Raw genomic sequence first — 22,534 nt, 5'->3', positions numbered from 1 at the left:
GAGCGTGGTCTTCGGCAGGCTGCCGTACATATCGGCGCCGTCCCACATCGCCTGCACGCCCAGGCGATACACCTGGAGGTCGATGAATTCGCGCTTGATCGGCTGCAGCGGCCAGCTGGGCCGCAGCAGCCAGAACACGCTCAGGGCGACCAGCAGTACCGGAACCAGCCAGACGAGCCGACCGATGCGGTGGGCTCCCGGCACGCGAGGCTCCGGCAGCGGCCGGGCGGATGTGGAGACGCTAACCATCCGGGACGAGGTTACCGACTCCGGGCGCCGGAGCGAAGCTGGGGGCGAATTTCCACCGGACACGCCCGTTAGCATGAATGGCGCTATGACGACTCTGCCCGAGCAGCCGGGAGACCGCTCGGCCGAGGCCCCGCTGCTGCTGACCACCGCGCCGCCACGCACCCTGTCCTTCGGGGACCAGGCCGCGTTCTGGGCCAATCTCGGGGTGAGCCTGATCGGCTTCACCGGGGCCTTCTACGTGCTGCAACCGGCCGGCCATCCGCAGTTGCCGGTCGCGGCGGCCGTGCTCGCCACCGCGGTGGGCACCGTGCTGGGCACCGCGATGGTGGCGGCCGCCGGTGCGGTCGGCGCGCGCACCGGTGCGCCCGCGATGGCGAACTTCCGCGGACTGTTCGGCACCCGGCTGTCCTATGTGCCGACCGTCGCCAACATCGTGCAGTGCATCGGGTGGGGCGTGTTCGAGCTGACCGTGATCGCGGGCGGCGTCGCGGCCCTCACCCACGGGCATCTGCCGCACGGCGCGGTGATCGTCGGGGCCGGCGTGTTGTGTACGGCGATGGCGATCTGGCCGTTGAACGTGCTGCGTATTCTGCGCAAGTACGTGACGGTCGCGGTGGCCGTGGCCATGGGCTGGTTCACGATTCAGTTCCTGCGCCAACCGCTGCCGCCGGTGACGGGCACGTCGTGGAGCGGATTCTTCCCCGGCGTGGACACCGCGCTGGCGGTGGCGGTGTCGTTCGTCCCGCTGGCCGCCGACTACACCCGGCACGCCCGCGGCGCCCGCGCCGCCACCGGGGCCACGATGGTCGGCTATTCGATCGCGCAGACCTGGTGTTATCTGCTCGGCATCGTCGCGCTACTGCAGGCCGGCGGCGATCCGGACCGGATCTTCGACACCTTCCTCGGCGTCGCCGCCGGATGGTTGTTCTTCGCGGTGCTGGTGCTGCGCGAATCGGATCAGTCGTTCGCCAATGTGTACTCCACCGCGATGTCGCTGCAGAATCTGTTGCCGCGCGTGGATCGGCGCATCCTGGCCGCGGCGGTGGGTGCGCTCGCGACCGTGCTGGCGATGGGTGTGCGCGACTTCACCGGATTCTCGAATTTCCTGCTGCTGATCGGATCGGTGTTCGTACCGCTGTGCGCGGTGCTGGTGGTCGACTACTTCCTCGGTCGCGGCCGCCGCGGGTGGGACCTGTCCGAAACCGCTCCGGCCCGTCCGCTCCTGCTGCTGCCGTGGTTGCTGGGCTTCGTGGTGTACCAGGTGCTCAATCCGGGATCGGTGGATTGGTGGGCGCGGATCTGGCTGTGGGTCCAGGACGTCGTCGGCGTGCACCCGGGCTGGTGGTCGTCCGCGTCGCTGTATTCGTTCCTGGCCGCGGCCGCGTGTACCGGTGTGCTGGCGCGTCTGGAGCGCGTGCCCGACCGGGCCGAGCCGGAGCGAGCGTCCTGAGCCGGGCGGCCGTGTGACCTCCCGGCCCGGAGACGAGCCCGCGGCGGAGCGGGTCTTCGCGATGGGGGAAAGCGGGTCGGCCGCACCGGCTTTCTCGCCGCTGACTGCCGGCGAACTGGGAGCTTTGTTCGCGGAGTCGGGCGCGACACCCGTGATCGAATGGCGCAGCCGGCGTCCGCTGTCGTCCACGGCCCGGGTGCGGCTCGGCGACGGAACGCGGGTCGTGGTGAAGCGGATGCCGTCGGCGCTGCGTGACCCCACGACCCTCGCGCCGGAGCATGCCTTCATGAATCACCTTCGCGCACAAGGCATCCCGATCCCGCACGTGCGCACGGCGGAACACGGCGAGTTCACCTACGAGATCCAGGAGCTCGGGGCGGGCGCGGACCGCTACCGCGACGACTTCTCGTGGAGTCCCTATCACTCGGTGGCCGATGCGACCGCGGCCGGAGGGATGCTCGCGCGCCTGCACCTCGCCGCGGTGGGATTCGACGCACCGGAGCGCCCGCCGCATCCGCTGCTGGCCGGGCTGTGCACCGATCCGGACGCCGCCGTCGACCGCTACGTCGCCGCCCGTCCGGTGGTCGGCCGCTTCCTGGCCGCGCACCACCGGGACTCGACGCGGGCGCGGGCCGGACTGCCGCCGGCTCGGCCGCGCTCGCCGGGTGCCGCATCTCGCTCCGGATCCGAGCTCGCCGCCGCGGTCGCGACCCTGCCCGCGCTGTGGACCCACAACGATTGGCACGGCACGAATCTGCTCTGGTCGGACGGCGGAATCGCCACCGTCCTCGATTTCGGTCTCGCGAACCGGACCGTGGCCGTCTTCGATATCGCCACCGCGATCGAACGCTTCGCGATCGACTGGCTCTCGATCGCGGCGGGCGGGCCGGCCCGCGTGCAGGCCGCGCAGCTCGCCGCGTTCCTGCGGGGTTACGGCGAGATCCGGCCGTTGCACCGCGAAGAGCGGGACGTCCTGCCGGATCTGTTCCCACTGGTGCACATCGTCTACGAATTGTCCGAAATCGATTACTTTCTTACGATTCCGCCTCGTCGGCAGGTGCGCGATGCCCGGATCGCTTACCGTAACTACTTTCTCGGTCGCTCGGTTTGGGCCGCATCGGCCGAGGGCAAGGCCTTCACGACCATGTTGCGACGACTGGCTGCCGAGTGCTGTTAGGTTGCTGTCTGCGGGTCACGGGGGACGGTGACAACGGAGGAGACGGGTGTGGCTGAGCCGACGCCAACGCAGGACACGGCCGAATCGGTGCCGAACCCCCGGTGGGGTGGACTGCTACGAACCAAATCGGTCGAACAATCGATCCGAGATACCGATGAACCCGATTCCAAACTCCGCAAGGATCTGACCGCCTGGGATCTCACCGTCTTCGGCGTCGCCGTGGTGGTCGGCGCGGGCATCTTCACGCTGACCGCGCGCACGGCCGGCACTGTGGCCGGGCCCTCGGTATCGCTGGCGTTCGTCTTCGCCGCGATCGCCTGTGGTCTGACGGCGCTCTGCTACGCCGAATTCGCCTCCACCGTTCCGGTCGCGGGCAGTGCCTACACCTTCTCCTACGCCACCTTCGGCGAGTTGGTGGCGTGGATCATCGGCTGGGACCTGATCCTCGAATTCGCCTTGGCCGCATCGGTTGTCGCCAAGGGCTGGTCGCAGTACCTGGGCGAGGTGATGGGATCGCGTTCGCCGACCGTACATTTCGGGTCGGTCGAATTCGATTGGGGCGCGGCCCTGTTGATCGTCATCCTGATGGTGCTGCTCGTGATCGGCACCAAGGTGTCCTCGCGGGTGTCGGCGATCGCGGTCGCGATCAAACTGTCGGTGATCGCCGTGGTGATCGTGGTGGGCCTGGCCTACTTCAAGCCGTCGAATCTGAAGCCCTACATTCCACCGTCGCAGCCCAGCAGTACCGGGGAGGGCCTGCACCAGACGCTGTTCCAATGGCTGACCGGCGCCGGTGACAGCACCTTCGGGTGGTACGGACTGCTGGCCGCGGCCAGCCTGGTGTTCTTCGCGTTCATCGGATTCGATGTCGTGGCCACCACCGCGGAGGAGACGAAGAATCCCCAGCGCAATGTGCCGCGCGGAATTCTGGGCTCGCTGTTGATCTGCACCATCCTGTATGTGGCCGTGACTCTGGTGCTGACCGGCATGGTGCCCTACACCGACCTCGCCGGCAACGACGCCACCCTCGCCACCGCGTTCAAACTGCACGGGGTCACCTGGGCCAAGAACGTCATCTCCGTCGGCGCGCTGGCCGGTCTGACCACCGTGGTGATGGTGCTGTATCTGGGTCAGACCCGCGTGTTGTTCGCGATGTCGCGCGACGGCCTGCTCCCGCGTCGCCTGGCCCGGACCGGGCGCTTCGGCACTCCGGCCACGCTCACCATCGGCGTCGGCACGGTCTGTGCCGTACTGGCCGGATTCGTGCAGTTCGGCACGCTCGAGGAAATGGTGAACATCGGCACGCTGTTCGCATTCGTGCTGGTGTCGGTCGGTGTGATCATCCTGCGCCGCACCCGTCCCGAACTGCCGCGCGGATTCCGGGTGCCGCTGGTGCCGCTGATTCCGATCCTCGCCGTGCTGGCATGCCTGTGGCTGATGCTGAATCTGTCGGTGGAGACCTGGCTGCGATTCGTGATCTGGATGGCGATCGGCTTGGTCGTCTACTTCACCTACGGGGTGCGGCATTCGGTGCTGCGTTCGCGGCCGGTCTCCGGCACTCCTGCGCCGGCGTCCGAGGGCCACGCGTCGGAAGGCTGAGGGTCGGAGGGCCGAGCACCGGCATACGCCGCCTGGGCCAGCTCGCGGGCTCGATCGAGCTGATCGATCACCACCTCCCACGCCGGGTGACCGGCGTCCGGCGCGTGCAGCAGATCGCGATGGATGCGCAGCAGCGTGCGGGTGGCCTCGGCGGTGTGTGCGGCCGCCTGCAGCGCCGGGGCCGAGGGCACGGTGGTGAAATGCAGGCCGGCGATCCGGTGGGCGAGCCAGTACGCCTCGAAATGCGCCTGCGCACACTGCTCTTCGCGGTGTTCCCGAGCGTCGGTGGCATCGGTGACGGTGCCCGGCCCGGCGGCGCGGGCGCGTTCCTCGAGTGCGGTGAGGTCGGGGGCGCCGGTCAGGGAGTGCCGCAGATCATCGCCCATCATGCGGTACAGCAAACCGGCGAGCAGGGCATGTTCGACCCCGGCCGAGTCGTTTCCGGACATTTCCGAAATGCGGGCCTGCTCGGCGGCTTCGTCGGTATCGGCGTGCAGTACCGCCAGCGCGGCCCGCAATTGCGCAGTGGTAGCCATCGCGACACAGGCTACCTCCTAGCAAACGTTTTGCCCATACCGTCCGGCGAATGATCCGCGACCTCGGCCATCGGCGGTCCCTCGGCGTCCCGGTAGGTGCGCGCCACCAGCGCGGCTCGCAGATACCACAGGCCGCTCGGTTGCGAGGGGTCCAGGCCGGTGAGCTGCCCGATCCGTTTGAGCCGATAGTCGACGGTGTTGGTGTGCACCTGCAACTGCCGCGCCGTGCGGCGGCGGGAGAGTCCGGTGGCCATATGCCGCCGTAGCGTCTCGAGCAGATCCGGATGATCGTCGAGCGGATCCAGCAGCGTGCCCAGGCGTTCCAAACCCGGTCCGGGACGGGTCAATTGGTATTCCATCGCCAGATCCGCGAACCGGTACAGCCCGGGCGGGCTGGCCAGCCGCAGCACCGTGTCGAGCAGTTCGTGCACGCGGTCGGCGGCCGTGGAGATCTCCTCGGTGGGCGTGGCGAGCGCGGTGGCGGTGAGGCCGACCTGGGCCGCCTCGGACAGTTCGGCGATCAGCTCGTCGAGTTCGTCCTCGCCGAACATCGCCTCCGGGACGAGGATCGTGCCGCCGTCCACACTCAGCAACGACAGCACCCGTCCGCCACTGCGATTGGCCAGGGCGGTCTGCAACCGGCGCAGTTTGCGGCGCGCCACCACTTTCCCGTCCACGTTCGGATGGGATTCGTCGGGGTGCGGCGGAATGCTCATCGCCACCACGACATACGCCGGTTCGATCTCGATCCCGCTCGCCCGGGCCATGGTCGAGGTGGGGTGCCCGGCCAGCAGCGCCGAGACCAGCGTGTGCACCGCGGTGTGGTGTTCGGTGACCGCGGCCTGATGTTCGCGCACATAGGCGAGCGCCACCGCGGGAGTGATGGTGTCGAGAATCCGCAGCAGCAGCTGCGCCGGATTGTCGGGCCGCTGCTTCGGATCGGTCTGGGTGAGCAGCAGGTCGAAGGCCAGCCGGAAGCCCTCGTGCACCGCGTGGTGCACGGTGTCGATCGGGATGCCCTCGCGTGCCCAGTTCGCGGCGGCGCGCTGCAGGCGCCCGACCTTCTCGTCCGGTTCGCGGCCCTCGAGGATGTCGACGGTCAGTTCCAGGCAGACCCTGGTCACCGCGGTGATGTCGCCGTGCAGGGCGTCACCGGGCAGCGTGGAGCAGGGGGCCACGTGTTCGGCGAAATGCCCGACCAGTTGGCGGGAGAGCACCCGGACGTCGTGGCGGGGACGGGCGTTCATCGTCGTACTACCTTCTCACTGCTCAGGATGTGACCGGCCGGCCGGGCGCCGGACGCAATCGATGGGCGACCAGCGCCGCGGACAGCAATCGTGATCCGTTCGGATCGCTCGGGTCGGCGCCGGTCAGTTCGCCGATGCGGCGCAGCCGATAACTGAACGTGTTGGGGTGGACGTGAATTTCGGCGGCGGCCGCCTTGCGATCGGAGCCGTGGCGCAGATGCGCGTCGAGCGTCTCCATGAGATGCGGTGCCTGGTGCAGCGGTTCGATCCGCTCGGCCAGCCGGTCGCGGGCCACACCGGGCCGCGTGAGCTGATACTCCAGCAGCAGGTCGTCGAGCCGGTACACCCCGGTCGGCCGCCCGGACATGTGTGCCAGCTGGGCCACCTCCGCGGCCTGGTGGGCGGCCTCCGGCACGGATTCGCGCCTGGTGCCCGGGGTTTCGGCGACGATCACGTCGGCGCCGAACTTTTCGGCGAGTTCGCCGGCCAACTCCGCACCGGCGCTCTCCGGCCATCCGAGGACGCCGGGGAGCAGCACGACCGCGGTCTCGCCGTCGAAGGTGTGCAGCGCGGTCGGGCCCGCCACCCGCTCCAGAACACGCTGCAGGATTCGAATACGACGGCGCACAACCAGATTCGCGGCCGCGGCCGGTTGCGGATCGGTGCGTACCTGGACGGCGAGAACCGAATATCGTTCGGCCAGGGCGGTATCGGCGCGCGCGGCCTGCTCCTCGGCGGCCTGCCCGCCGACCAGCGCCGCGCACAGGGCGCGCCTGGCCTCCCGTTCCGGATGGTAGATCGAGTGCTCGACCGCCGCGTAACCCTCGACCGTGATGAGATTGATGTGCATCAGCAATTCGAGTGTGCGCGAACCGAACTCGATCAGCTGGTCGACCTCCGCGGGCCCGCTCACCGCCACCGCCTCCCGCAGAACCTGCTGGGCGGAGTGGTGGACCGCCTCCATCAGCAGCGGCAGCGGCAGCCGGTCCTCCGCATGCCGCTCGATCACCGGCTGCACGAAGGCCGCGATCTCGGCACGGGTGAATTCCCGCTGCTGCGCCATGGCGTGCAGGAAGGCGTGCGCACATCCGTAGATGGCCGGAAGCACCTCGACGAAATGGTCCGCGGGCAGCTCGGCGGCCGATGCGGAGGTACCGAGACCGGAGGCCAGGACGCGTTCCGCGAACTGCGGCAGACGGTCGAGGATGCGCGTGGCGAGACTCGAGGGTGCGGAATTGACGGCAACCGGCATGCGCCGATTGTCGCGGGCCACATGGACGGCGGCAAGAGGTCGCGGCGCCGCGACAAGAATTCGTTTCCGGCGACAAATCCCGCCCCCGGATCTGTGTATCCGAGTGCAGTGACTTTCCCGCCCCCGCCGATGACGCTGAATGCGGCCGCCGAAAACGTTTGTCGGCGTGCCGGTAGGGAAGGTTGCAATGAAGCTTCGTCATCGAATCCCGGCGCTCGCCGCCCTGATCTGCGCCGCCGTCATCGGCTCCGGAACAGCGACCGCGTCACCGCCCGACACCCCGGAAACACAGCTGGCCGAACTGATCGCCGCGGGGCTGCATTCCGTGGACGGTGCTGTGCCGCAGCCGGTTCTGGACACCGGCAGTAGTTCCGGTTCCGGCGGCCGGGCCGCCGGCCACGCCAGCGACGCGGTGGGCGAAGGGCCCGAAATGACCTCCTACCTGGCCGCATTCGGTTACGGCCTCACCCGTCCGGATGCCGCCCCGCCGGGCGCGAACCGCTGGGATTGTGTGCCGAGCGCCGACCATCCGAAACCGATCGTGCTGGTGCACGGCACATGGCTCAACGCCTACGACAGTTTCGCCTATATGTCCCCGAAACTCGTTCGGGCGGGCTTTTGTGTTTTCGCTTTCAATTACGGACGGTCCGGTCTTCTCGACGGCGGTGGTCTCGGCGCGGTACTTCCCGGACGTTATGCGGTCGGGCCGATCGAGGATTCGGCGCGACAACTGGCGGCCTTCGTCGACCGGGTGCGCGCTACCACACATTCCGATCGCGTCGACATCGTCGCGCATTCCCAGGGGGCGCCGGTAGCCGATCGATATCTGAAATTCGACGGCGGCGCCGAAAAGGTCGGACAGCTGGTCAGTTTCGGCGGCACCCACCACGGAACGACATTGCTGGGCATGGCCACGCTGGGACGGATCATCACGAATCTGGGTATCGATATCCTCGGTTTCTACCGTCCGCTGATCGGTCCGGCGAATATTCAGCAGGCCGTCGGCTCCCCGTTCCTGAACCAGCTCAACGCCGCCGGCGACACGGTGCCCGGTGTGGCGTACACCGTGGTGGCCTCCCGCTACGACGAGGTGATGAATCCGGTGGAATTGGCGTATCTGCGGGCCGGGCCGGATGCCACGGTGAACGACATCACCCTGCAGGACGGCTGCGAGCAGGACCTGTCCGATCACCTGACGATGATGTATTCCCCGCGGGCGCTCTCGATCGCGCTGCACGCGCTCGATCCGCAGCGGTATCCGACGCTGAGCTGCGCTTTCAACCCGTGGCTCGTCGGCGGCGGGGGCGGACTGTGAGCGGCCGGCGGCCCCTGCCGCCGCGGCCGGACGCCGATCCCTTCCATCGAGCACCGGAGGGTTTCGAAGCGCAGCCGGCGGGCGCCATCCTGCGCAGCCGGGTTGTGGAGCTGGCGGCCTTCGGTATTGTCCCGCTGCGGATTTCGGCCTGGCAGCTGCTCTATCGCACCAGTGATCTGAACGGTACGGCCGAGGCGGCGGTCACCACGGTGCTGCTGCCACGGGACTGTGCGCCCGGGCGTCCGCTGGTCTCGTTTCACTGCGCGATCGATGCCGTTGCACCGCAGTGTTTTCCGTCCTACGCGCTGCGGCGCGGCGCCCGGGCGATCGGCGCGATCCCGCAACTCGAACTGCCGTTGATCGCGGCGGCGCTGGATCGGGGCTGGGTGGTGTCGGTGCCCGACCACGGGGGTAGCGAGGGCAGATTCGGTGTCGCGCGGGAGCCGGGCCACCGCGCGCTCGACGGCGTCCGCGCGGCGCTGAATTTCGTTCCGCTGGGCTTGAATTCGCGCACTCCGATCGCGCTGTGGGGTTACTCCGGCGGTGGCCTGGCCACCGCCTGGGCGGCCGAACTCGCGGAAACCCATGCGCCCGAACTGAATATCGTCGGCGCGGTGGCCGGCTCGCCGGTGGGCGACCCCGGTGCGGCGTTCGAGCGCCTGAACGGCACGGTGTTCGCCGGATTCGCCATGGTCTTCACCGCCGGCCTGCGCCGCGGCTATCCGGATCTGGATACCGCGCTGCGGGCGACCCTGCAGCCCCGGTATCTGGCGATGCTGGCCGAAGCCGAAGTGTCGGCGACCTTTCCGCTGCTGGCCCGGCTCGCCCGCCGCGATGTCGGGCGCTACGCCGCGGGCGGACTGCCCGGCCTGCTGGACACCGCGGAGTTGCGGGCGGTACTCGCCGACATCCTGCCCGGTCGCCGGGCACCGCGCATGCCGATGCTGATCGTGCAGGGCGTTCATGACGAGGTGATCGCCGTCGACGACGTCGATGCTCTCGTCCGGCGCTACGAAGCGGCGGGAGCGGACATCGGCTATCTGCGCGATCGGCTCAGCGCGCATCTGCCGCTGGAATTCCTGGCCGTTCCGGTGATGGTCGACTGGCTCGCCGACCGATTCGCCGGCCGGCCGACGACTCCCGGGACACGCACGGTGTGGTCGGTGGCGGTGACGCGCCGCGCGCTCGCGGGGCATCGCCGGCTGGCCGCGTTGAGCGTTCGGCTGCTGACCGGACGCCGCATCCGGGGTGCGCCGCCGAGAGCTGTCGACGCCGGTGCCGATACCGGTGCGGCGCCCTCGCGGCGCGCTTCGATCGCCGAGACCGGCCGGTCGCGCGCATGATCGTCGGCGGACCGGTCAGTTGACCTGGAACCGCAGGTAGTGGCCGCTTTCGCGAATGCGGTGTGTCCGGCTGCGGGCGAGGAGCCGGTGCGGTTCAATTGGTTCTGTTTGACGAGTTGTCACTGCATGCTCTGCGCTCCAACCGGCATCACCTCAGTACCGGCATCACCTCAGCATCCGAGAGGACAACGAACGTGAGCATGGTTCTCGCCGTACACGATATGTACACCACCGTGCTGGCCCAGGTCGGCAACCCCACGCCGGAAACTCCGCCGGCCGCGGACAAACTGCTGAAGCTGGTCCGCTACTTCACCTGGTTCGTCCTGCTGTCCGGCGTCACCGCCATCACCTACGGCGGCGGCCGCTTCGCCTGGGAGAAGTGGAGCGGCGGCGGGCTGGAGTCGCCGAAGATGGTGGCCGGCGCGATGATCGGCGGTGGTGTCGCGACCAGTGCGGGCACCATCATGAACGCCGTCATCGGGAGCTGACCGACCCACCCGCGCGGGCGTGCCGGATATCCGGCACACCCGCATGCGTGTGGTTTCCGGGCTCGTCCGCGAGCCGCGGTCGACACCGTGCGAGCGTGAATGCAACGGTGCGACCGCGGGCGATCAGTTCTGCCCGAGCATCCCGCGCATCTGCTGGATCTCGGCCTGCTGCGCGGTGAGAATGTTGTGCGCCAGCGCCTTCGCGTCGGCGTTCGTGCCGTCGGCGATCTCGGTATTCGCCATATCGACCGCGCCCTGATGGTGCGCGATCATCATCTGCAGCCACATCCGGTCGAAGTCGGTGCCCGACGCGTTCCGCAGCTGCGTCATCTGCTCCGGTGTCATGACACCGTCCATCGGGTGGTTCATGGTCGCCTGCGGCGCGGGCTTGCCGAAACTCTGCAGCAGCGCGGCGAACTGCTCCATCTCCGGTGCCTGCGCCTTCTCCACATTCGCGGCGAGGGTGATCAGTTCCTGATTCTGCGACCGGGCGGGCACGAGCTTCGCCATCTCCACCGCCTGCGCGTGATGCGGATACATCATGGTCAGGAAGCTGACGTCGGCGTCGTTGTAGTCGGTGCGGGTCGCGGTGGACGGTGCGCCGGTGTGATTCATTCCGGGCATGTCGGCCATCGGCGAATGTGACGACGAGGCCGGCGCGGCGGTGTTGGAACTGCCGGAGTCGTCGCTGCCGCAACCGGCAACGATCAGGGCGGCGGCGGCGAGAGCGGCGGTCGACAGCATACGGATACGAGAAGTGAACATGAGTGTGCTCCTGGGGAATTGCGATGTGGGATGACCTGCCGGGCCGGTATCCGCGCGCGTTCGCACGCCGATCCGGCGGGCCGGTCAGATCCGCAGAATCGCCAATTCGGCCAAGGAGAGCACGGTCCACGGAGGTGGGCGGGTGCGCCGGCGCAGCCCGGCGCGCGCGAGGCGCCCAGCGCTCGGTGTCCGATCGGCGCCGAGCCAGGCGATCACCGCCAGACCGAGGGCCAATGCCAGGGTGACCAGCACGAAGACACAGGCGTGCATACCGGCGTGGGTGGTGCAGCCGTCGCAGTCGGAGCCGTCGGCTACCGCGAGGGTGGTCCGCATGGGCGCGGCCGACTCCCGGTCGGCGACGGGAGATTGCTCGTTCGGGACGGTTGGCGCGGTCGCTTCGCCGGGCGCGGTGGCCGGCACCGCGTGGTCGCCGTGACCGATTTTCGACATCCCTTGTGCGGCAAGCGCGATCGGCGCTCGGTCCCCGTCGTTCGAGGGTGATACCGACCGGCCCGCCATCACCGGCGCGGCGGCGGCAGGCGAAGATACGGCGGGCTCGGCGACGGCACCCATTGCGTGCCCGGTGGAGAAGACCACCGCATGCATGACCGCGATGCCGATCAGCAGGGTCAGCACACCGAGCGCCCGCACGAATCCGGGCGCGCGACGGAGGTGACCCACTGCGAGCACGGCCCCAGTCTACGCACCGTTCAGCTACCCCCGGGCGGTATGGGTGGCGACGATCACCCGGTGGCGATGTCGATCACCAGCCGCACGGGCCGGTCCACCGTGGTCACCGAGAACGGCGGCCGGTCCGCGTTCACGCCGATGAACGATTGCGTCGTGCCCTCGTAATCCTGGGTGCCGTAGACCCCGGCGATACCCGGCGCGCTCGGATCGGTGGCCGGGTCCGGGCCGCTGTAGGGCGTCACCCCGCTGTCCCACGGGTAGGCCGTGCCCAGGATCTGGACCTCGAGAATGGACGTACCGGCGATCTGCAGTTCCCGGCCGCTGCCGTTCTGCACCGCGCGATCGGTGTAGCGCACAGTCCATCCGGGCGCCCCGCCGGTGCCGCCGAACTCGTACACCACCCGGTCGAAACCGTCGTGGTGGCCGATGCGCACATCGGTCACGGTGAGCCGGGTGTCGGTGGCCGGGGTGGCCTCCTGCGGTGATGTTCCGGTGGGCGGCGCCTGGCTCGGCTCGGCGGTCGTCGTGACGGCCCCGGTCGCGGGCGGCATCGGCGTTCGGCTTGCCGGATTCGAGCCGCCGTCCGAGCAACCCGCCAGCAGTACGAGCCCGGCGGCCACCGTCAATGCCAGCCTGTTACGCATGGGGCCGATGGTATGCCGTCGGGCGCCAGGGGCCGTGGTGACGACACGGCAACGGTCTAGCACACTGTAGGAATGCTGGAGGTCGACGACATACTGAGCCGATTGCGGCGCTATCCGGATGTGGAAGCAGTGAACCTCTACGCCGTCGATGCCGCCGATCGCCTGATCCTCGATACCGCCGCGGAACTGCTCGCGGCGGCCGGTCCGGGCCGGGTAGCGGTGATCGACGACTGTTACGGCGCACTGACTCTCGGCGCGGCCGCCGCCCACGACCTGCGCGATATCCGGGTCCACCAGGATCTGCTGACCGGGGAGCAGGCGCTGGCCAACAATGCCCGCGCCATAGATCTGGCCGATCGCTACACCGCGCACGATCTGGGGCCGGATCTGCTCGACGGGGTCACCGTCGTCCTGTTGCGATTACCCCGCATGCTGGCCGGTCTCGCCGAAATCGCCGAGGCCGTCGCCCGCTACGCCGATCCGCGGGTGACCGTGATCGCCGGCGGACGCGACAAGTATCTGACACCGGCGATGAACGACGTACTGGCGGAATACTTTTCCGGAGTCCAGGCCAGCCGGGGCCGGCAGAAGTCGCGGACGATCACGGCGACCGGGCCGAAAACGCCGGGGACGCCGCAATTTCCGCTGCGCGAGCAACTGGACGACATCGCGCTGCAGGTGGTCGCGCACGGAGCGGCCTTCTCCGGGGCGCGGCTCGACATCGGTACCCGCTTCCTGCTCGAACACCTCGATCGGATGAAGCCCGACGCGCGCGAGGCGATCGATCTCGGTTGCGGCACCGGCATACTGGCCACCGCTCTGGCCAAGGCGCGCCCGCACATCACCGTGACCGGGACCGATCAGTCGGCCGCGGCGGTCGCCTCGGCCCGCGCCACCGCCGCCGCGAACGGGGTCGGTGACCGGGTCACCGTGGTCCGCGACGACGCGATGGCGGCGGTGGGCGATCACAGCACCGATCTGGTGCTGTGCAACCCCCCTTTCCACGTCGGCGCCGCCGTGCACACCGGCTCGGCGATCAAGATGTTCGCCGAAACCGGGCGGGTACTGCGCCCGGGCGGAGAGCTGTGGACCGTCTACAACAGCCACCTCAACTATCGCGGCGTCATGGACCGCTTGGTCGGCAAGACCGACGTGGTCGGCCGTAATCGCAAATTCACCGTGACTCGGTCCGTGTGTGGCCTGCACACCGCCCGGCGGGAGTAGATTACGGGCAGTACAGTCTGATATGTCCGATTTGATGTCCGGTTCGGGAACTTGCTCCCGGAGCGGATCGTTGGATACTCAGACGGACACGACGGACGTGGACCGCTACTTCGGAAAGGCACGGGACCTTGCGCACCACAAGTAACCCGATCTTCAAAAATTTGCCGCAACAACAGGGCGGTGGATACGCGGGATTCGGTTCGGCGGCAGCGGGCGCCGGGCAGTTCGCGCAGTACGGACAGCAGAGCCCCTACGGTGTCCAGCAGCCGTATCAGCAGGCGCCGGCCACCCGGCCGATGACGATCGACGATGTCGTCACCAAGACCGGCATCACCCTCGGCGTGGTCACCCTCGCCGCGATCATCGCCTACGGTGCGACCGCGGCCAACCACGCGCTGGCCCCGCTGTTCGTGATCGTCGGCGGTCTGGTCGGCTTCGTGCTGGTCATGGTCGCCACCTTCGGCCGCAAGCAGGACAACAAGGCCATCGTGCTGAGCTACGCGGCCGCCGAGGGCTTCTTCCTCGGCGCGCTGTCGTTCATGTTCACCAACGTGGAATTCGGTGGCGTCGGCGGTGGCGGTCTGATCGCCCAGGCCGTGCTGGGCACCTTCGGTGTGTTCTTCGGCATGCTCGTGGTCTACAAGACCGGAGCCATCCGGGTCACCCCGCGCTTCACCCGCATGCTCGTCGGCGCCATGATCGGCGTGATCGTGCTGATGCTGGGCAACCTGATCGCCGCCTTCTTCACCCCCGGCGGCTTCGGCCTGCGCGACGGCGGCACCGTGGCGATCATCTTCAGCCTGGTCTGCATCGCGATCGCGGCCTTCAGCTTCCTGCTCGACTTCGACGCCGCCGACCAGCTGATCCGCGCCGGTGCGCCGGAGAAGGCCGCATGGGGCGTCGCCCTGGGCCTGACCGTCACCCTGGTCTGGCTGTACCTGGAGATCCTGCGCCTGCTGAGCTATCTGCAGAACGACTGATCTCCGCGATCCGGAAAACGGGTGGCTGCCGTCTCGGCAGCCACCCGTTTTCGTTCTGCCGGTCGGGGGCCGAGCGCGTGGCGCCGGGGTTCGGGTGGCCCCGTCAGTCGGATAGCCGGCCGTCGTCGCGGGCGCCGGCGAGTACGGCGTCCAGGAGGCCGGGGTAGCGGGTGTCGAGGTCGGCGCGTCGCAACTCCACCAGATATTCGCGGCCGGAGGGGGTTTGGCGGATGACGCCCGCTTCACGCAGTACTCGCCAGTGATGGGTCATCGTGGATTTGGCGTGTATGCCGAGGGTGTTCAGCACGCTCGTGCAATTGAATTCGCCGCCACCGTCGAGAACTCGAACAGCACCGAGCCTGGTCGGGTGGCCGAGCGCGGCGAGTACCTGCTCGACGCGGATCCGATCGCGGCTGGGGTGGTTCAGAGCCATAGTCCGATAGTACTGCGACTTACGTACGGAGCCTTGACAGACCGTACGTAATTCTTAGTACAGTTCGACTGTACGTGAAATATCGTACGGTCGACGGCGTGGGCCCCGCCTCGACAGCTCCGATCCGCAGGCAGAAAGGCATCCCATGCCCACCCCCACCTCGCCGACCCCCACCTCTCGGACCGGCCCACGCCTGGGCTGGACTCTGGCGCTGTTGGCGCTGGCGCAGTCGATCTACGCGCTCGATCTCAACATCGTCTTCGTCGCACTTCCCGATATCGGATCCGACCTGGGCTTTCCTGGGCAGACCCAGCAGCTCGTCGTCAGCGCCTACGTCGTCTTCGCGGGCGGATTCCTGCTGCTCGGCGGCCGCGCCGCCGACCTGCTGGGGCGGCGGAGGATGTTCCTGCTCGCGCTCTGCCTCTACGGCATCTCGTCGCTCGCGGGCGGGCTGGCGGGTAGTCCCGTCGTCATCATCGCCGCCCGGGCGGTTCAGGGCATCGGCGGCGCGCTGCTGCTTCCGTCGACGCTCGCGCTCATCAACACACTGTTTCCGGAGGGGCCGAAGCGGAACCGGGCGTTGGCGGTCTGGGGCGGCGCGGGTGCCAGCGGGCTGACCATCGGCGCGCTGCTCGGTGGCGTGCTGACCGAGGATTTCGGTTGGCCCGCAGTCTTTTTCGTCAATGTGCCGCTGACGGCGGTGGTGACGCTGGCCGCGCTGCGCGTCATACCGCGCGATCGGGCGGGCGCCGAGCGGCGGTCGTTCGATTTTCCCGGCGCGCTGCTCGTCACCGGCGGCTCGACCATTCTGGTGTTCGCGCTCGTCGAGGGCCCCGAACTGGGGTGGGCCAGTCCGCTCGTCGTCGGCGCGCTGGTTCTCGCGGTACTGCTGCTCGCGGTCTTCGCGGTGGCCGAGTCACGCAGTGTCGATCCGCTGATGCCGTTCCGGTTGTTGCGCAATCGCAGCCTCACCGTCGGTATGGCGGTCACCTTCATCTATATGGCGACCTTCGGTGTGCTGCCGTACTTCCTGACCGTTCTCATGCAGACCGTGCACGGCTACACCGCCCTGCAGACCGGGCTCGCCTTTCTGGTCCCCTCGGTTGCCATCGCCACCGGAACCCAGCTGGGTGAGTGGGCGGCGACCCGGTTCGGCGTTCGCGCCACACTGCTGATCGGATTCGGTATCGGTGTGGTCGGAACCATGGTCCTGGCAATCGGATTCGACGCCTCGGCCGGATACGGCGCTCTGGTGCCCGGACTGATCGTGTCCGGTGTCGGCCAGGGCATCGTCTGGACTGCGATGTGGATCGCCGCCGCGGCCGGAACGCCGGGTGCGGAGCAGGGTGTCGCGAACGGCATCGCCTCTACGGCGTTGAATATCGGAAATGCCATCGGTCTGGCCATTTTCACGGTGATCGCCGAATTCGGCACGGACAACGAGACGGCAACGAATTCCGCTGCCGCACAGGGGGAGCGGACGGTCGTCATCCTGACGGCAGTCGGGATGGTGTTCGGCCTGGCCATCGCGCTGCTGTTGCGCTCGGGCCGGCCCGAGCTGGCAGTCGCACCGCAGGAGCCCGGGCTGGTCGAGATCGACTGAACCCACCGCGCTGAGGTCGTCGCGGCCCCAACGGCACGGATCCGTTGGGGCCGCGAGTCGCTCCGCCGCCGCGGATTTCACGCGAGCAGTTCGGCCGGGAGCACGTCGGTGGCGACGTGGTCGTCGCCGCAGTGCTCGGCCAGAATCGCGACTCCGGCCGCATTGTTCAGTCGCAGCGGCAGGATCTCCAGATACTCCGGCGAGGCGTACCAGGCCTGCGCCGCATCGTAATCCGGGAATTCGATCACGATCATGACCCCGTCGGCGGGCCCTTCCGCCACCATCTGCCGCCCGCCGTGGACGATGAACTTTCCGCCGAACGGCGCCAGCGTGCCGTCGATCCGGCGCAGATACTCCACGATCTCGGCGTTGACATCCACATCGTGCAGGTGGGCAATGGCGTAGGCAGGCATCTCGAACTCCTCGAACCGAGTTGTGTTGACGCCATTGATACTTCCGCGCTGACGTAGCCGAGTCGATTACCTGTCGGGTAAGGCCCGCCGACTCGATCGCCCCGCAACGACAATCGGCCGGCTCCCCACCTTTCGGTGCGGAACCGGCCGACTGCGGTACTACTAGCTCAGGCGCTCGATGACCATGGCCATGCCCTGGCCACCGCCGACACACATGGTCTCCAGACCGAACTGCTTGTCGTGGGTCTGCAGGTTGTTGATCAGGGTGGCGGTGATGCGGGCGCCGGTCATGCCGAACGGGTGGCCGAGGGCGATGGCGCCGCCGGAGACGTTCAGCTTGTCCAGATCCATCTTCAGCTCACGAGCCGAGCCCAGCACCTGCACGGCGAAGGCCTCGTTGATCTCGTAGAGGTCGATGTCGTCGATGGTCTTGCCGGCGATCTTCAGCGCCTTGCGCACGGCCTCGATCGGGCCCAGGCCCATGATCTCCGGCGACAGACCGGACACGCCGGTGGACACGATGCGGGCCAGCGGGGTCAGGCCCAGCTCCTTGGCCTTGGTGTCGCTCATGATGACCAGCGCGGCCGCGCCGTCGTTCAGCGGGCAGGCGTTACCGGCGGTGATGGTGCCGTCGGGACGGAAGACCGGCTTGAGCTGCGAGATCTTCTCGTAGGTGGTGCCGGGGCGCGGGCCGTCGTCGGTGGAGACGACGGTGCCGTCGGGCAGCGTCACCGGGGTGATCTCACGCTCGAAGAAGCCGGCCTTGATGGCCTCCTCGGCACGGTTCTGCGACCGCACGCCCCAGTGGTCCTGGTCCTCGCGCGAGATGCCGGTGAACTGCGCCACGTTCTCGGCGGTCTGGCCCATCGCGATGTAGATGTCGGGCAGGTCGCCGCCCTCGCGCGGGTCGGCCCAGCCGTCGGAGCCGCCCTCGGCGCGCTTGGCGGTGCGAGCCTCGGCCTCGGCGAACTTCTCGTTGTGAGTGTCCGGCCAGCCGTCGGAGGTGCCCTTCGGGAATCGCGACACGGTCTCGACACCGGCGGAGATGAACACATCGCCCTCACCGGCCTTGATGGCGTGCAGCGCCATCCGGGTGGTCTGCAGCGACGACGAGCAGTACCGGTTCAGGGTCACGCCGGGCAGGAAGTCGTAGCCGAGCTGGGTGGCGACCACCTTGGCCATGTTGAATCCGGCCTCGCCGCCGGGCTGTCCGCAGCCGAGCATCAGATCGTCGATGTCGGCGGGGTTCAGCGCCGGAACCTTGTCCAGGGCGGCGCGGACCATCTGGGTGGCGAGGTCGTCGGGACGCATGGTCACCAGCGAACCCTTGCCTGCGCGGCCGATGGGAGAGCGGGCGAACGAAACGATGACGGCCTCTGGCATGAGGACTCCTTATATCGGGGTCGCCGAAGCGGTCAGCCGACCGTTTCGGTACAGGGGTACGACAATTCAACCCCGAATCTACGTCGCCGCGGTGTGGCTCGGAACACCCGGTCGGGATGGATCCCGTTCATCGAGCTCACGCAGCAGTGCCGGGAGCAGGTGCCGGGCCGCCAACGCGTATCCGGCGGGCGACGGATGGAACCCGTCGGCGGAGAAGAGCACCTCCGGGGTGCTGCGGAAGTCGTGGCCGAGCAGATCGCCCATCGCCACGGGCGTGCCACCGGCCGATCGGACCGCACCGACCTGGGCCCGGGCCAGCCGCGCGCTCCAGCGGTGCACGACCGTGCTCAACGGTTGCGGGATCGCGGCCACGGTGCCGAGATCCGGGCAGGTGCCGACCACCACGACGGCGCCCGCCTCGTGCAGGCGCCCGACCGCGTGCCGTAGCCGCTGCGCCGAACGCCAGATCGAATGTTTCTTGGTGACGTCGTTGGCGCCGACCAGGATCACCGCGGCGTCCGGCGGCGGGCCGGCGATGAACATGGCGTCGACCTGACCGGCCAGGCCCTTCGACGTGGCGCCCGATATCGCCTTGGTACTCAAGCGAATTCGCCATCCGGTGGCATCGGCCAGACCGCGCGTCACCAGGACGCCGGGCACCTGCTCGGCATCGGCGCAGCCCACTCCGGCGGCCGTCGAATCGCCGAAGACCATCAGGTGCAGGTCGAACGGCACGCCCGCGCGCCACGGTTCCGGGGCCGCGCAGTCGCGGGTGTACACGCCGTCGGCCTCCGGCGGCTTGGAGGTGTCGCGGCCGATCACGGTGCGCGCGGCGCGTGCCTGCGACATCAGCAGGCGGTAGGTCGCCCAGCCCGCGGTGCCCGCCCCGGAGCCGACCGCCACCGCGGCGGCCGCGCTCGCCGCGACCGTCCGCCACGTCCTGGAAGCCACGCGCCAACCTCCCGTCTCACTCCGACGCTGCCACCGACCGGACCTGCCGCGGCGGGTCCGGTGCCCGCGGCGGTGCGAATCCGGTGCGGCCACGAGGGGGCGCGCCCGATCCGGTCCTACCGATTATGCGGTGCGTGCGACGCGCCGACCAGGGACGAGGCCGGTGCGCGTCAGGAAACGTCGAATGCGCCGTGCGCGGGAATGTTGAGGTTGTTCGTGGTGACCGTGACCTCGATATGACCCGGCCCGGTGTTCTGGAACTCCGCGTACAGGATGCTGCCGTAGATCCCGGAGACGACGTTCAGGCGGTACTCACCGGCGGCGCCGGTGTTGGTATTGCGCCACGCGACGGTGGTGTCGACGTTGCACAGCGGGGCCAGCGGAAACTGTCCCGGACCCACACCCTGGATCGCCAGGGCCTGGACGTTGAACACCGCCCGGCCCGGCCAGTCGGGACTGGTATCCACCCAGGTCCGGATATTGCCCCCGCACAATCCGCCGTAGAACACACTCGGCGTTTGCGGGAATTCGACGGTCTGTGCGCTGGCCGAGGCGGACGCGATGGCGGTCACGGCCCCGACGGTCGCGGCCGCCGCTGCGGCGGCGCGAGCTGTCTTCGGCATCCTCACGCTCCGCATAGTAACCGCACGGCCATGTCCGCGCCGGATCAAACGCAGCGCTCGCCGTACCAAACGCAAGTCGCCCGCGCGGCTCTGCGACGATGTAGCTATGCGTATCGCGAACCACGTCGTCGACCTGATCGGAAATACCCCGCTCGTTCGGTTGAACTCTGTGGTGGGCCCGAACTCCGGGGTGGTGGCCGCGAAGATCGAATATCTCAACCCCGGTGGCAGCTCGAAGGACCGCATCGCGGTCAGGATGATCGACGCCGCCGAGGAGCAGGGACTGCTGAAGCCGGGCGGGACCATCGTGGAACCGACCTCCGGAAACACGGGGGTGGGTCTGGCCCTGGTCGCCCAGCAGCGCGGTTACAAATGCGTCTTCGTCTGCCCGGACAAGGTCAGCGAGGACAAGCGCAACGTGCTGCGCGCCTACGGCGCCGAGGTGGTCGTCTGCCCGACCGCGGTGCCGCCGGAGCATCCGGACAGCTACTACAGCGTCTCGGACCGGCTGACCCGTGAGATCCCGGGCGCGTGGAAGCCCGACCAGTACTCCAATCCGGGCGGTCCGGCCAGCCACTACGAGACCACCGGTCCCGAGATCTGGCGCGACACCGAGGGCAAGGTCACCCATTTCGTGGCCGGTGTGGGCACCGGCGGCACCATCACGGGCGTGGGCCGGTATCTGAAGGAGGTGTCCGGCGGCAAGGTCAAGGTCGTCGGCGCCGATCCGGAGGGGTCGGTCTATTCCGGCGGCAGCGGTCGGCCGTATCTGGTCGAGGGTGTCGGCGAGGACTTCTGGCCCTCGGCCTACGACCCCGCGGTCCCGGACGAGATCATCGCCGTCTCCGACGCCGACAGCTTCGAGATGACCCGCCGCCTCGCCCGCGAGGAGGGGCTGCTGGTGGGCGGCTCCTGCGGTATGGCGGTCGTCGCCGCCTTGCGGGTGGCCGAGCGCGACCCGGAGGCGGTCGTCGTGGTGCTGCTGCCCGACGGCGGCCGCGGTTATCTGTCGAAGATCTTCAACGACAACTGGATGAGCTCCTACGGCTTCCTGCAGAGCCGCCTCGACGGCAGCACCGCCGAGCCGACGGTCGGTGACGTCCTGCGCGGCAAGTCCGGCGCGCTGCCGGACCTGGTGCACACCCACCCGCAGGAGACGCTGCGCGACGCCATCGAGATCCTGCGTGAATACGGCGTCTCCCAGATGCCGGTGGTCGGCGCCGAACCGCCGGTGATGGCCGGCGAGGTGGCCGGCAGCGTCACCGAGCGCGATCTGCTGTCGGCGGTATTCGAGGGCCGGGCGCATCTGACCGATCCGGTGTCGAAGCATATGAGCCCGTCGTTCCCGCTGATCGGCTCCGGCGAGCCGGTGTCGGCGGCGACCAAGGAACTGGAGTCCACCGACGCGCTGATGGTCGTCGAGGACGGTAAGCCGATCGGCGTCATCACTCGCCACGATCTGCTCGGATTCCTCAGCGGATCGGGCTTGCCCACGCACTGATCGCCGCACGACAACAGATTCCCCCGTTGCTCACCCGGCCGCGCACTGCGGCCGGGTGAGCGCGTTCCGGGGGCCTGTGTGGCCGATCTGCCGGACGTTCACCGTGTCGCGGCTCCGCGGCGTGCTTCCCGGTCGGATCCGGCCGGTCCGCAAACCTGGTCTATCGAGCACATCTCGGCGGGGGTTACCGAGCGTTGTCGATCGTTACCGAATGGTTGCCGAACGGCTGAAAAAGCGGACAAAACACCCTCTTTTGCAACGACACGCGTTATTTTTCTGTGATGCGCAGCACTGTCTCGGGACAGGGAGATGCCCAGGTCAGCGCTATGTAGCGAGTTGCCATCTATGCGAAATGCGGGTGGCGGCACCGTTTGTTCATTTTTAGTTCAGTTTACGTTCACCTACCGCAATCATCCTGTGACCTCGTTGGTTGTCAGACGTCGAGTCTGAGTCAGTAGCCGGATCGTCATCCGAAAAAAGCATGCAGTACGCGAGGTGAGTCCCACGGGGGCCCGCCCTGGTCCAGTGCTGCCTGCCGCAGGCCACCGAGGCCGACACACAGTAGGGAAGAACATCGAATGTCGAAGTCCACGACAAGCAGTAGAGCCAAGGCGGTCGCGCGTACCGCCGGATCAGCCACCCTGGCCCTTGCCGCCTTCGCCGCCATC

General features: G+C 68.4%; 21 protein-coding genes and 1 pseudogene. 10 read left to right on the top strand and 12 right to left on the bottom strand.

The window, feature by feature from the left end; all coding sequences use genetic code 11:
* Positions 1–249, bottom strand: a pseudogene (locus tag ON23_RS22710) (hypothetical protein); the annotation flags it as partial.
* A gap of 85 nt (positions 250–334) precedes the next feature.
* Here ON23_RS22710 and ON23_RS22705 point away from each other — a divergent pair.
* From ON23_RS22705 to ON23_RS22695, 3 genes are all read left to right on the top strand, one after another.
* Positions 335–1,699: a purine-cytosine permease family protein gene (locus ON23_RS22705; protein WP_039780642.1), complete on the top strand. Its 1,365-nt coding sequence runs from the start codon at positions 335–337 to the stop codon at positions 1,697–1,699.
* 13 nt (positions 1,700–1,712) lie between these two features.
* A complete protein-coding gene (locus ON23_RS22700; protein WP_051043121.1) occupies positions 1,713–2,876 on the top strand; it encodes a phosphotransferase enzyme family protein in 1,164 nt (387 codons plus the stop codon).
* Positions 2,877–2,963: 87 nt separating this feature from the next.
* Positions 2,964–4,475 (top strand): amino acid permease, encoded by a 1,512-nt coding sequence (locus ON23_RS22695; protein ID WP_051043120.1) that lies wholly within the window; start codon positions 2,964–2,966, stop codon positions 4,473–4,475.
* Here the strand turns inward: ON23_RS22695 and ON23_RS22690 are convergent.
* Genes ON23_RS22690 through ON23_RS22680 form a run of 3 tightly spaced genes read right to left on the bottom strand, consistent with a single transcriptional unit; the run spans position 4,388 to position 7,510 of the window.
* Positions 4,388–5,011 carry a hypothetical protein gene (locus tag ON23_RS22690; RefSeq protein WP_039780641.1) on the bottom strand — a complete coding sequence of 208 codons (624 nt, stop codon included), beginning with the start codon at positions 5,009–5,011 and terminating at the stop codon, positions 4,388–4,390. The two genes, ON23_RS22695 and ON23_RS22690, sit on opposite strands and share 88 nt — an antisense overlap.
* 11 nt (positions 5,012–5,022) lie before the next feature.
* The gene (locus tag ON23_RS22685) at positions 5,023–6,258 is read right to left on the bottom strand and encodes a PucR family transcriptional regulator (protein ID WP_051043119.1); all 1,236 of its coding nucleotides are present in this window, start codon (positions 6,256–6,258) and stop codon (positions 5,023–5,025) included.
* A 22-nt stretch (positions 6,259–6,280) separates the two neighbouring features.
* Positions 6,281–7,510: a PucR family transcriptional regulator gene (locus tag ON23_RS22680; RefSeq protein WP_039780649.1), complete on the bottom strand. Its 1,230-nt coding sequence runs from the start codon at positions 7,508–7,510 to the stop codon at positions 6,281–6,283.
* A 187-nt stretch (positions 7,511–7,697) separates the two neighbouring features.
* On the opposite strand from ON23_RS22680, the gene ON23_RS22675 reads away from it, so the two are divergent.
* From ON23_RS22675 to ON23_RS22665, 3 genes are all read left to right on the top strand, one after another.
* Positions 7,698–8,825, top strand: coding sequence for an esterase/lipase family protein (locus tag ON23_RS22675; protein ID WP_039780639.1), 1,128 nt, complete (start codon positions 7,698–7,700; stop codon positions 8,823–8,825).
* On the top strand, positions 8,822–10,168 hold the full coding sequence (locus tag ON23_RS22670; protein ID WP_039780638.1) for a lipase family protein: 1,347 nt from the start codon (positions 8,822–8,824) through the stop codon (positions 10,166–10,168). The genes ON23_RS22675 and ON23_RS22670 overlap by 4 nt, the downstream gene beginning before the upstream one ends.
* A 200-nt stretch (positions 10,169–10,368) precedes the next feature.
* Complete coding sequence (locus tag ON23_RS22665; protein WP_039780637.1) at positions 10,369–10,656, top strand: hypothetical protein; 288 nt, start codon at positions 10,369–10,371, stop codon at positions 10,654–10,656.
* Positions 10,657–10,779: 123 nt separating this feature from the next.
* Here ON23_RS22665 and ON23_RS22660 read toward each other — a convergent pair whose 3' ends face one another.
* From ON23_RS22660 to ON23_RS22650, 3 genes are all read right to left on the bottom strand, one after another.
* Positions 10,780–11,421: a DUF305 domain-containing protein gene (locus ON23_RS22660; RefSeq protein ID WP_051043117.1), complete on the bottom strand. Its 642-nt coding sequence runs from the start codon at positions 11,419–11,421 to the stop codon at positions 10,780–10,782.
* Positions 11,422–11,505: 84 nt separating this feature from the next.
* The gene (locus ON23_RS36080; RefSeq protein WP_051043115.1) at positions 11,506–12,111 is read right to left on the bottom strand and encodes a DUF6153 family protein; all 606 of its coding nucleotides are present in this window, start codon (positions 12,109–12,111) and stop codon (positions 11,506–11,508) included.
* A gap of 53 nt (positions 12,112–12,164) precedes the next feature.
* Positions 12,165–12,755 (bottom strand): AMIN-like domain-containing (lipo)protein, encoded by a 591-nt coding sequence (locus ON23_RS22650; protein ID WP_039780635.1) that lies wholly within the window; start codon positions 12,753–12,755, stop codon positions 12,165–12,167.
* Positions 12,756–12,827: 72 nt separating this feature from the next.
* On the opposite strand from ON23_RS22650, the gene ON23_RS22645 reads away from it, so the two are divergent.
* Positions 12,828–13,979 carry a class I SAM-dependent methyltransferase gene (locus ON23_RS22645; protein WP_039780634.1) on the top strand — a complete coding sequence of 384 codons (1,152 nt, stop codon included), beginning with the start codon at positions 12,828–12,830 and terminating at the stop codon, positions 13,977–13,979.
* Positions 13,980–14,107: 128 nt separating this feature from the next.
* Positions 14,108–14,959, top strand: coding sequence for a Bax inhibitor-1/YccA family protein (locus ON23_RS22640; protein WP_039780633.1), 852 nt, complete (start codon positions 14,108–14,110; stop codon positions 14,957–14,959).
* A gap of 103 nt (positions 14,960–15,062) precedes the next feature.
* Here ON23_RS22640 and ON23_RS22635 read toward each other — a convergent pair whose 3' ends face one another.
* Positions 15,063–15,392, bottom strand: coding sequence for an ArsR/SmtB family transcription factor (locus ON23_RS22635; RefSeq protein ID WP_039780632.1), 330 nt, complete (start codon positions 15,390–15,392; stop codon positions 15,063–15,065).
* Positions 15,393–15,537: 145 nt separating this feature from the next.
* Here ON23_RS22635 and ON23_RS22630 point away from each other — a divergent pair, with 145 nt between their 5' ends.
* Complete coding sequence (locus tag ON23_RS22630; protein ID WP_174376514.1) at positions 15,538–16,995, top strand: MFS transporter; 1,458 nt, start codon at positions 15,538–15,540, stop codon at positions 16,993–16,995.
* Between the two features lie 77 nt (positions 16,996–17,072).
* On the opposite strand, the gene ON23_RS22625 is transcribed toward ON23_RS22630, so the two are convergent.
* From ON23_RS22625 to ON23_RS22610, 4 genes are all read right to left on the bottom strand, one after another.
* Positions 17,073–17,408, bottom strand: a complete 336-nt coding sequence (locus tag ON23_RS22625; RefSeq protein WP_039780630.1) for a DUF1330 domain-containing protein — start codon at positions 17,406–17,408, stop codon at positions 17,073–17,075.
* Positions 17,409–17,570: 162 nt separating this feature from the next.
* Positions 17,571–18,791: an acetyl-CoA C-acetyltransferase gene (locus ON23_RS22620; RefSeq protein WP_039780629.1), complete on the bottom strand. Its 1,221-nt coding sequence runs from the start codon at positions 18,789–18,791 to the stop codon at positions 17,571–17,573.
* A gap of 78 nt (positions 18,792–18,869) precedes the next feature.
* Positions 18,870–19,742 carry an SGNH/GDSL hydrolase family protein gene (locus ON23_RS22615; protein WP_051043111.1) on the bottom strand — a complete coding sequence of 291 codons (873 nt, stop codon included), beginning with the start codon at positions 19,740–19,742 and terminating at the stop codon, positions 18,870–18,872.
* A gap of 170 nt (positions 19,743–19,912) precedes the next feature.
* Complete coding sequence (locus ON23_RS22610) at positions 19,913–20,365, bottom strand: hypothetical protein (RefSeq protein ID WP_223273696.1); 453 nt, start codon at positions 20,363–20,365, stop codon at positions 19,913–19,915.
* Positions 20,366–20,471: 106 nt separating this feature from the next.
* On the opposite strand from ON23_RS22610, the gene ON23_RS22605 reads away from it, so the two are divergent.
* Positions 20,472–21,866 (top strand): cystathionine beta-synthase, encoded by a 1,395-nt coding sequence (locus tag ON23_RS22605; RefSeq protein WP_039780628.1) that lies wholly within the window; start codon positions 20,472–20,474, stop codon positions 21,864–21,866.
* Positions 21,867–22,534 lie beyond the last annotated feature (668 nt).

Origin of the sequence: Nocardia cerradoensis NBRC 101014 (assembly GCF_000308535.1) — a bacterium.
Classification (GTDB): domain Bacteria; phylum Actinomycetota; class Actinomycetes; order Mycobacteriales; family Mycobacteriaceae; genus Nocardia; species Nocardia cerradoensis.
This window is presented reverse-complemented; position numbering and strand designations above follow the sequence as displayed.

Bases quoted from the DNA above. Each gene is read 5' to 3' on its own strand.
- ON23_RS22680 (WP_039780649.1), bottom strand. From the start codon at position 7,510: ATGCCGGTTGCCGTCAATTCCGCACCCTCGAGTCTCGCCACGCGCATC.
- ON23_RS22660 (WP_051043117.1), bottom strand. From the start codon at position 11,421: ATGTTCACTTCTCGTATCCGTATGCTGTCGACCGCCGCTCTCGCCGCC.
- ON23_RS22625 (WP_039780630.1), bottom strand. From the start codon at position 17,408: ATGCCTGCCTACGCCATTGCCCACCTGCACGATGTGGATGTCAACGCC.
- ON23_RS22650 (WP_039780635.1), bottom strand. From the start codon at position 12,755: ATGCGTAACAGGCTGGCATTGACGGTGGCCGCCGGGCTCGTACTGCTG.
- ON23_RS22635 (WP_039780632.1), bottom strand. From the start codon at position 15,392: ATGGCTCTGAACCACCCCAGCCGCGATCGGATCCGCGTCGAGCAGGTA.
- ON23_RS22630 (WP_174376514.1), top strand. From the start codon at position 15,538: ATGCCCACCCCCACCTCGCCGACCCCCACCTCTCGGACCGGCCCACGC.
- ON23_RS22705 (WP_039780642.1), top strand. From the start codon at position 335: ATGACGACTCTGCCCGAGCAGCCGGGAGACCGCTCGGCCGAGGCCCCG.
- ON23_RS22610 (WP_223273696.1), bottom strand. From the start codon at position 20,365: ATGCCGAAGACAGCTCGCGCCGCCGCAGCGGCGGCCGCGACCGTCGGG.
- ON23_RS22645 (WP_039780634.1), top strand. From the start codon at position 12,828: ATGCTGGAGGTCGACGACATACTGAGCCGATTGCGGCGCTATCCGGAT.
- ON23_RS22620 (WP_039780629.1), bottom strand. From the start codon at position 18,791: ATGCCAGAGGCCGTCATCGTTTCGTTCGCCCGCTCTCCCATCGGCCGC.
- ON23_RS22605 (WP_039780628.1), top strand. From the start codon at position 20,472: ATGCGTATCGCGAACCACGTCGTCGACCTGATCGGAAATACCCCGCTC.
- ON23_RS22690 (WP_039780641.1), bottom strand. From the start codon at position 5,011: ATGGCTACCACTGCGCAATTGCGGGCCGCGCTGGCGGTACTGCACGCC.
- ON23_RS22685 (WP_051043119.1), bottom strand. From the start codon at position 6,258: ATGAACGCCCGTCCCCGCCACGACGTCCGGGTGCTCTCCCGCCAACTG.
- ON23_RS22665 (WP_039780637.1), top strand. From the start codon at position 10,369: ATGGTTCTCGCCGTACACGATATGTACACCACCGTGCTGGCCCAGGTC.
- ON23_RS22675 (WP_039780639.1), top strand. From the start codon at position 7,698: ATGAAGCTTCGTCATCGAATCCCGGCGCTCGCCGCCCTGATCTGCGCC.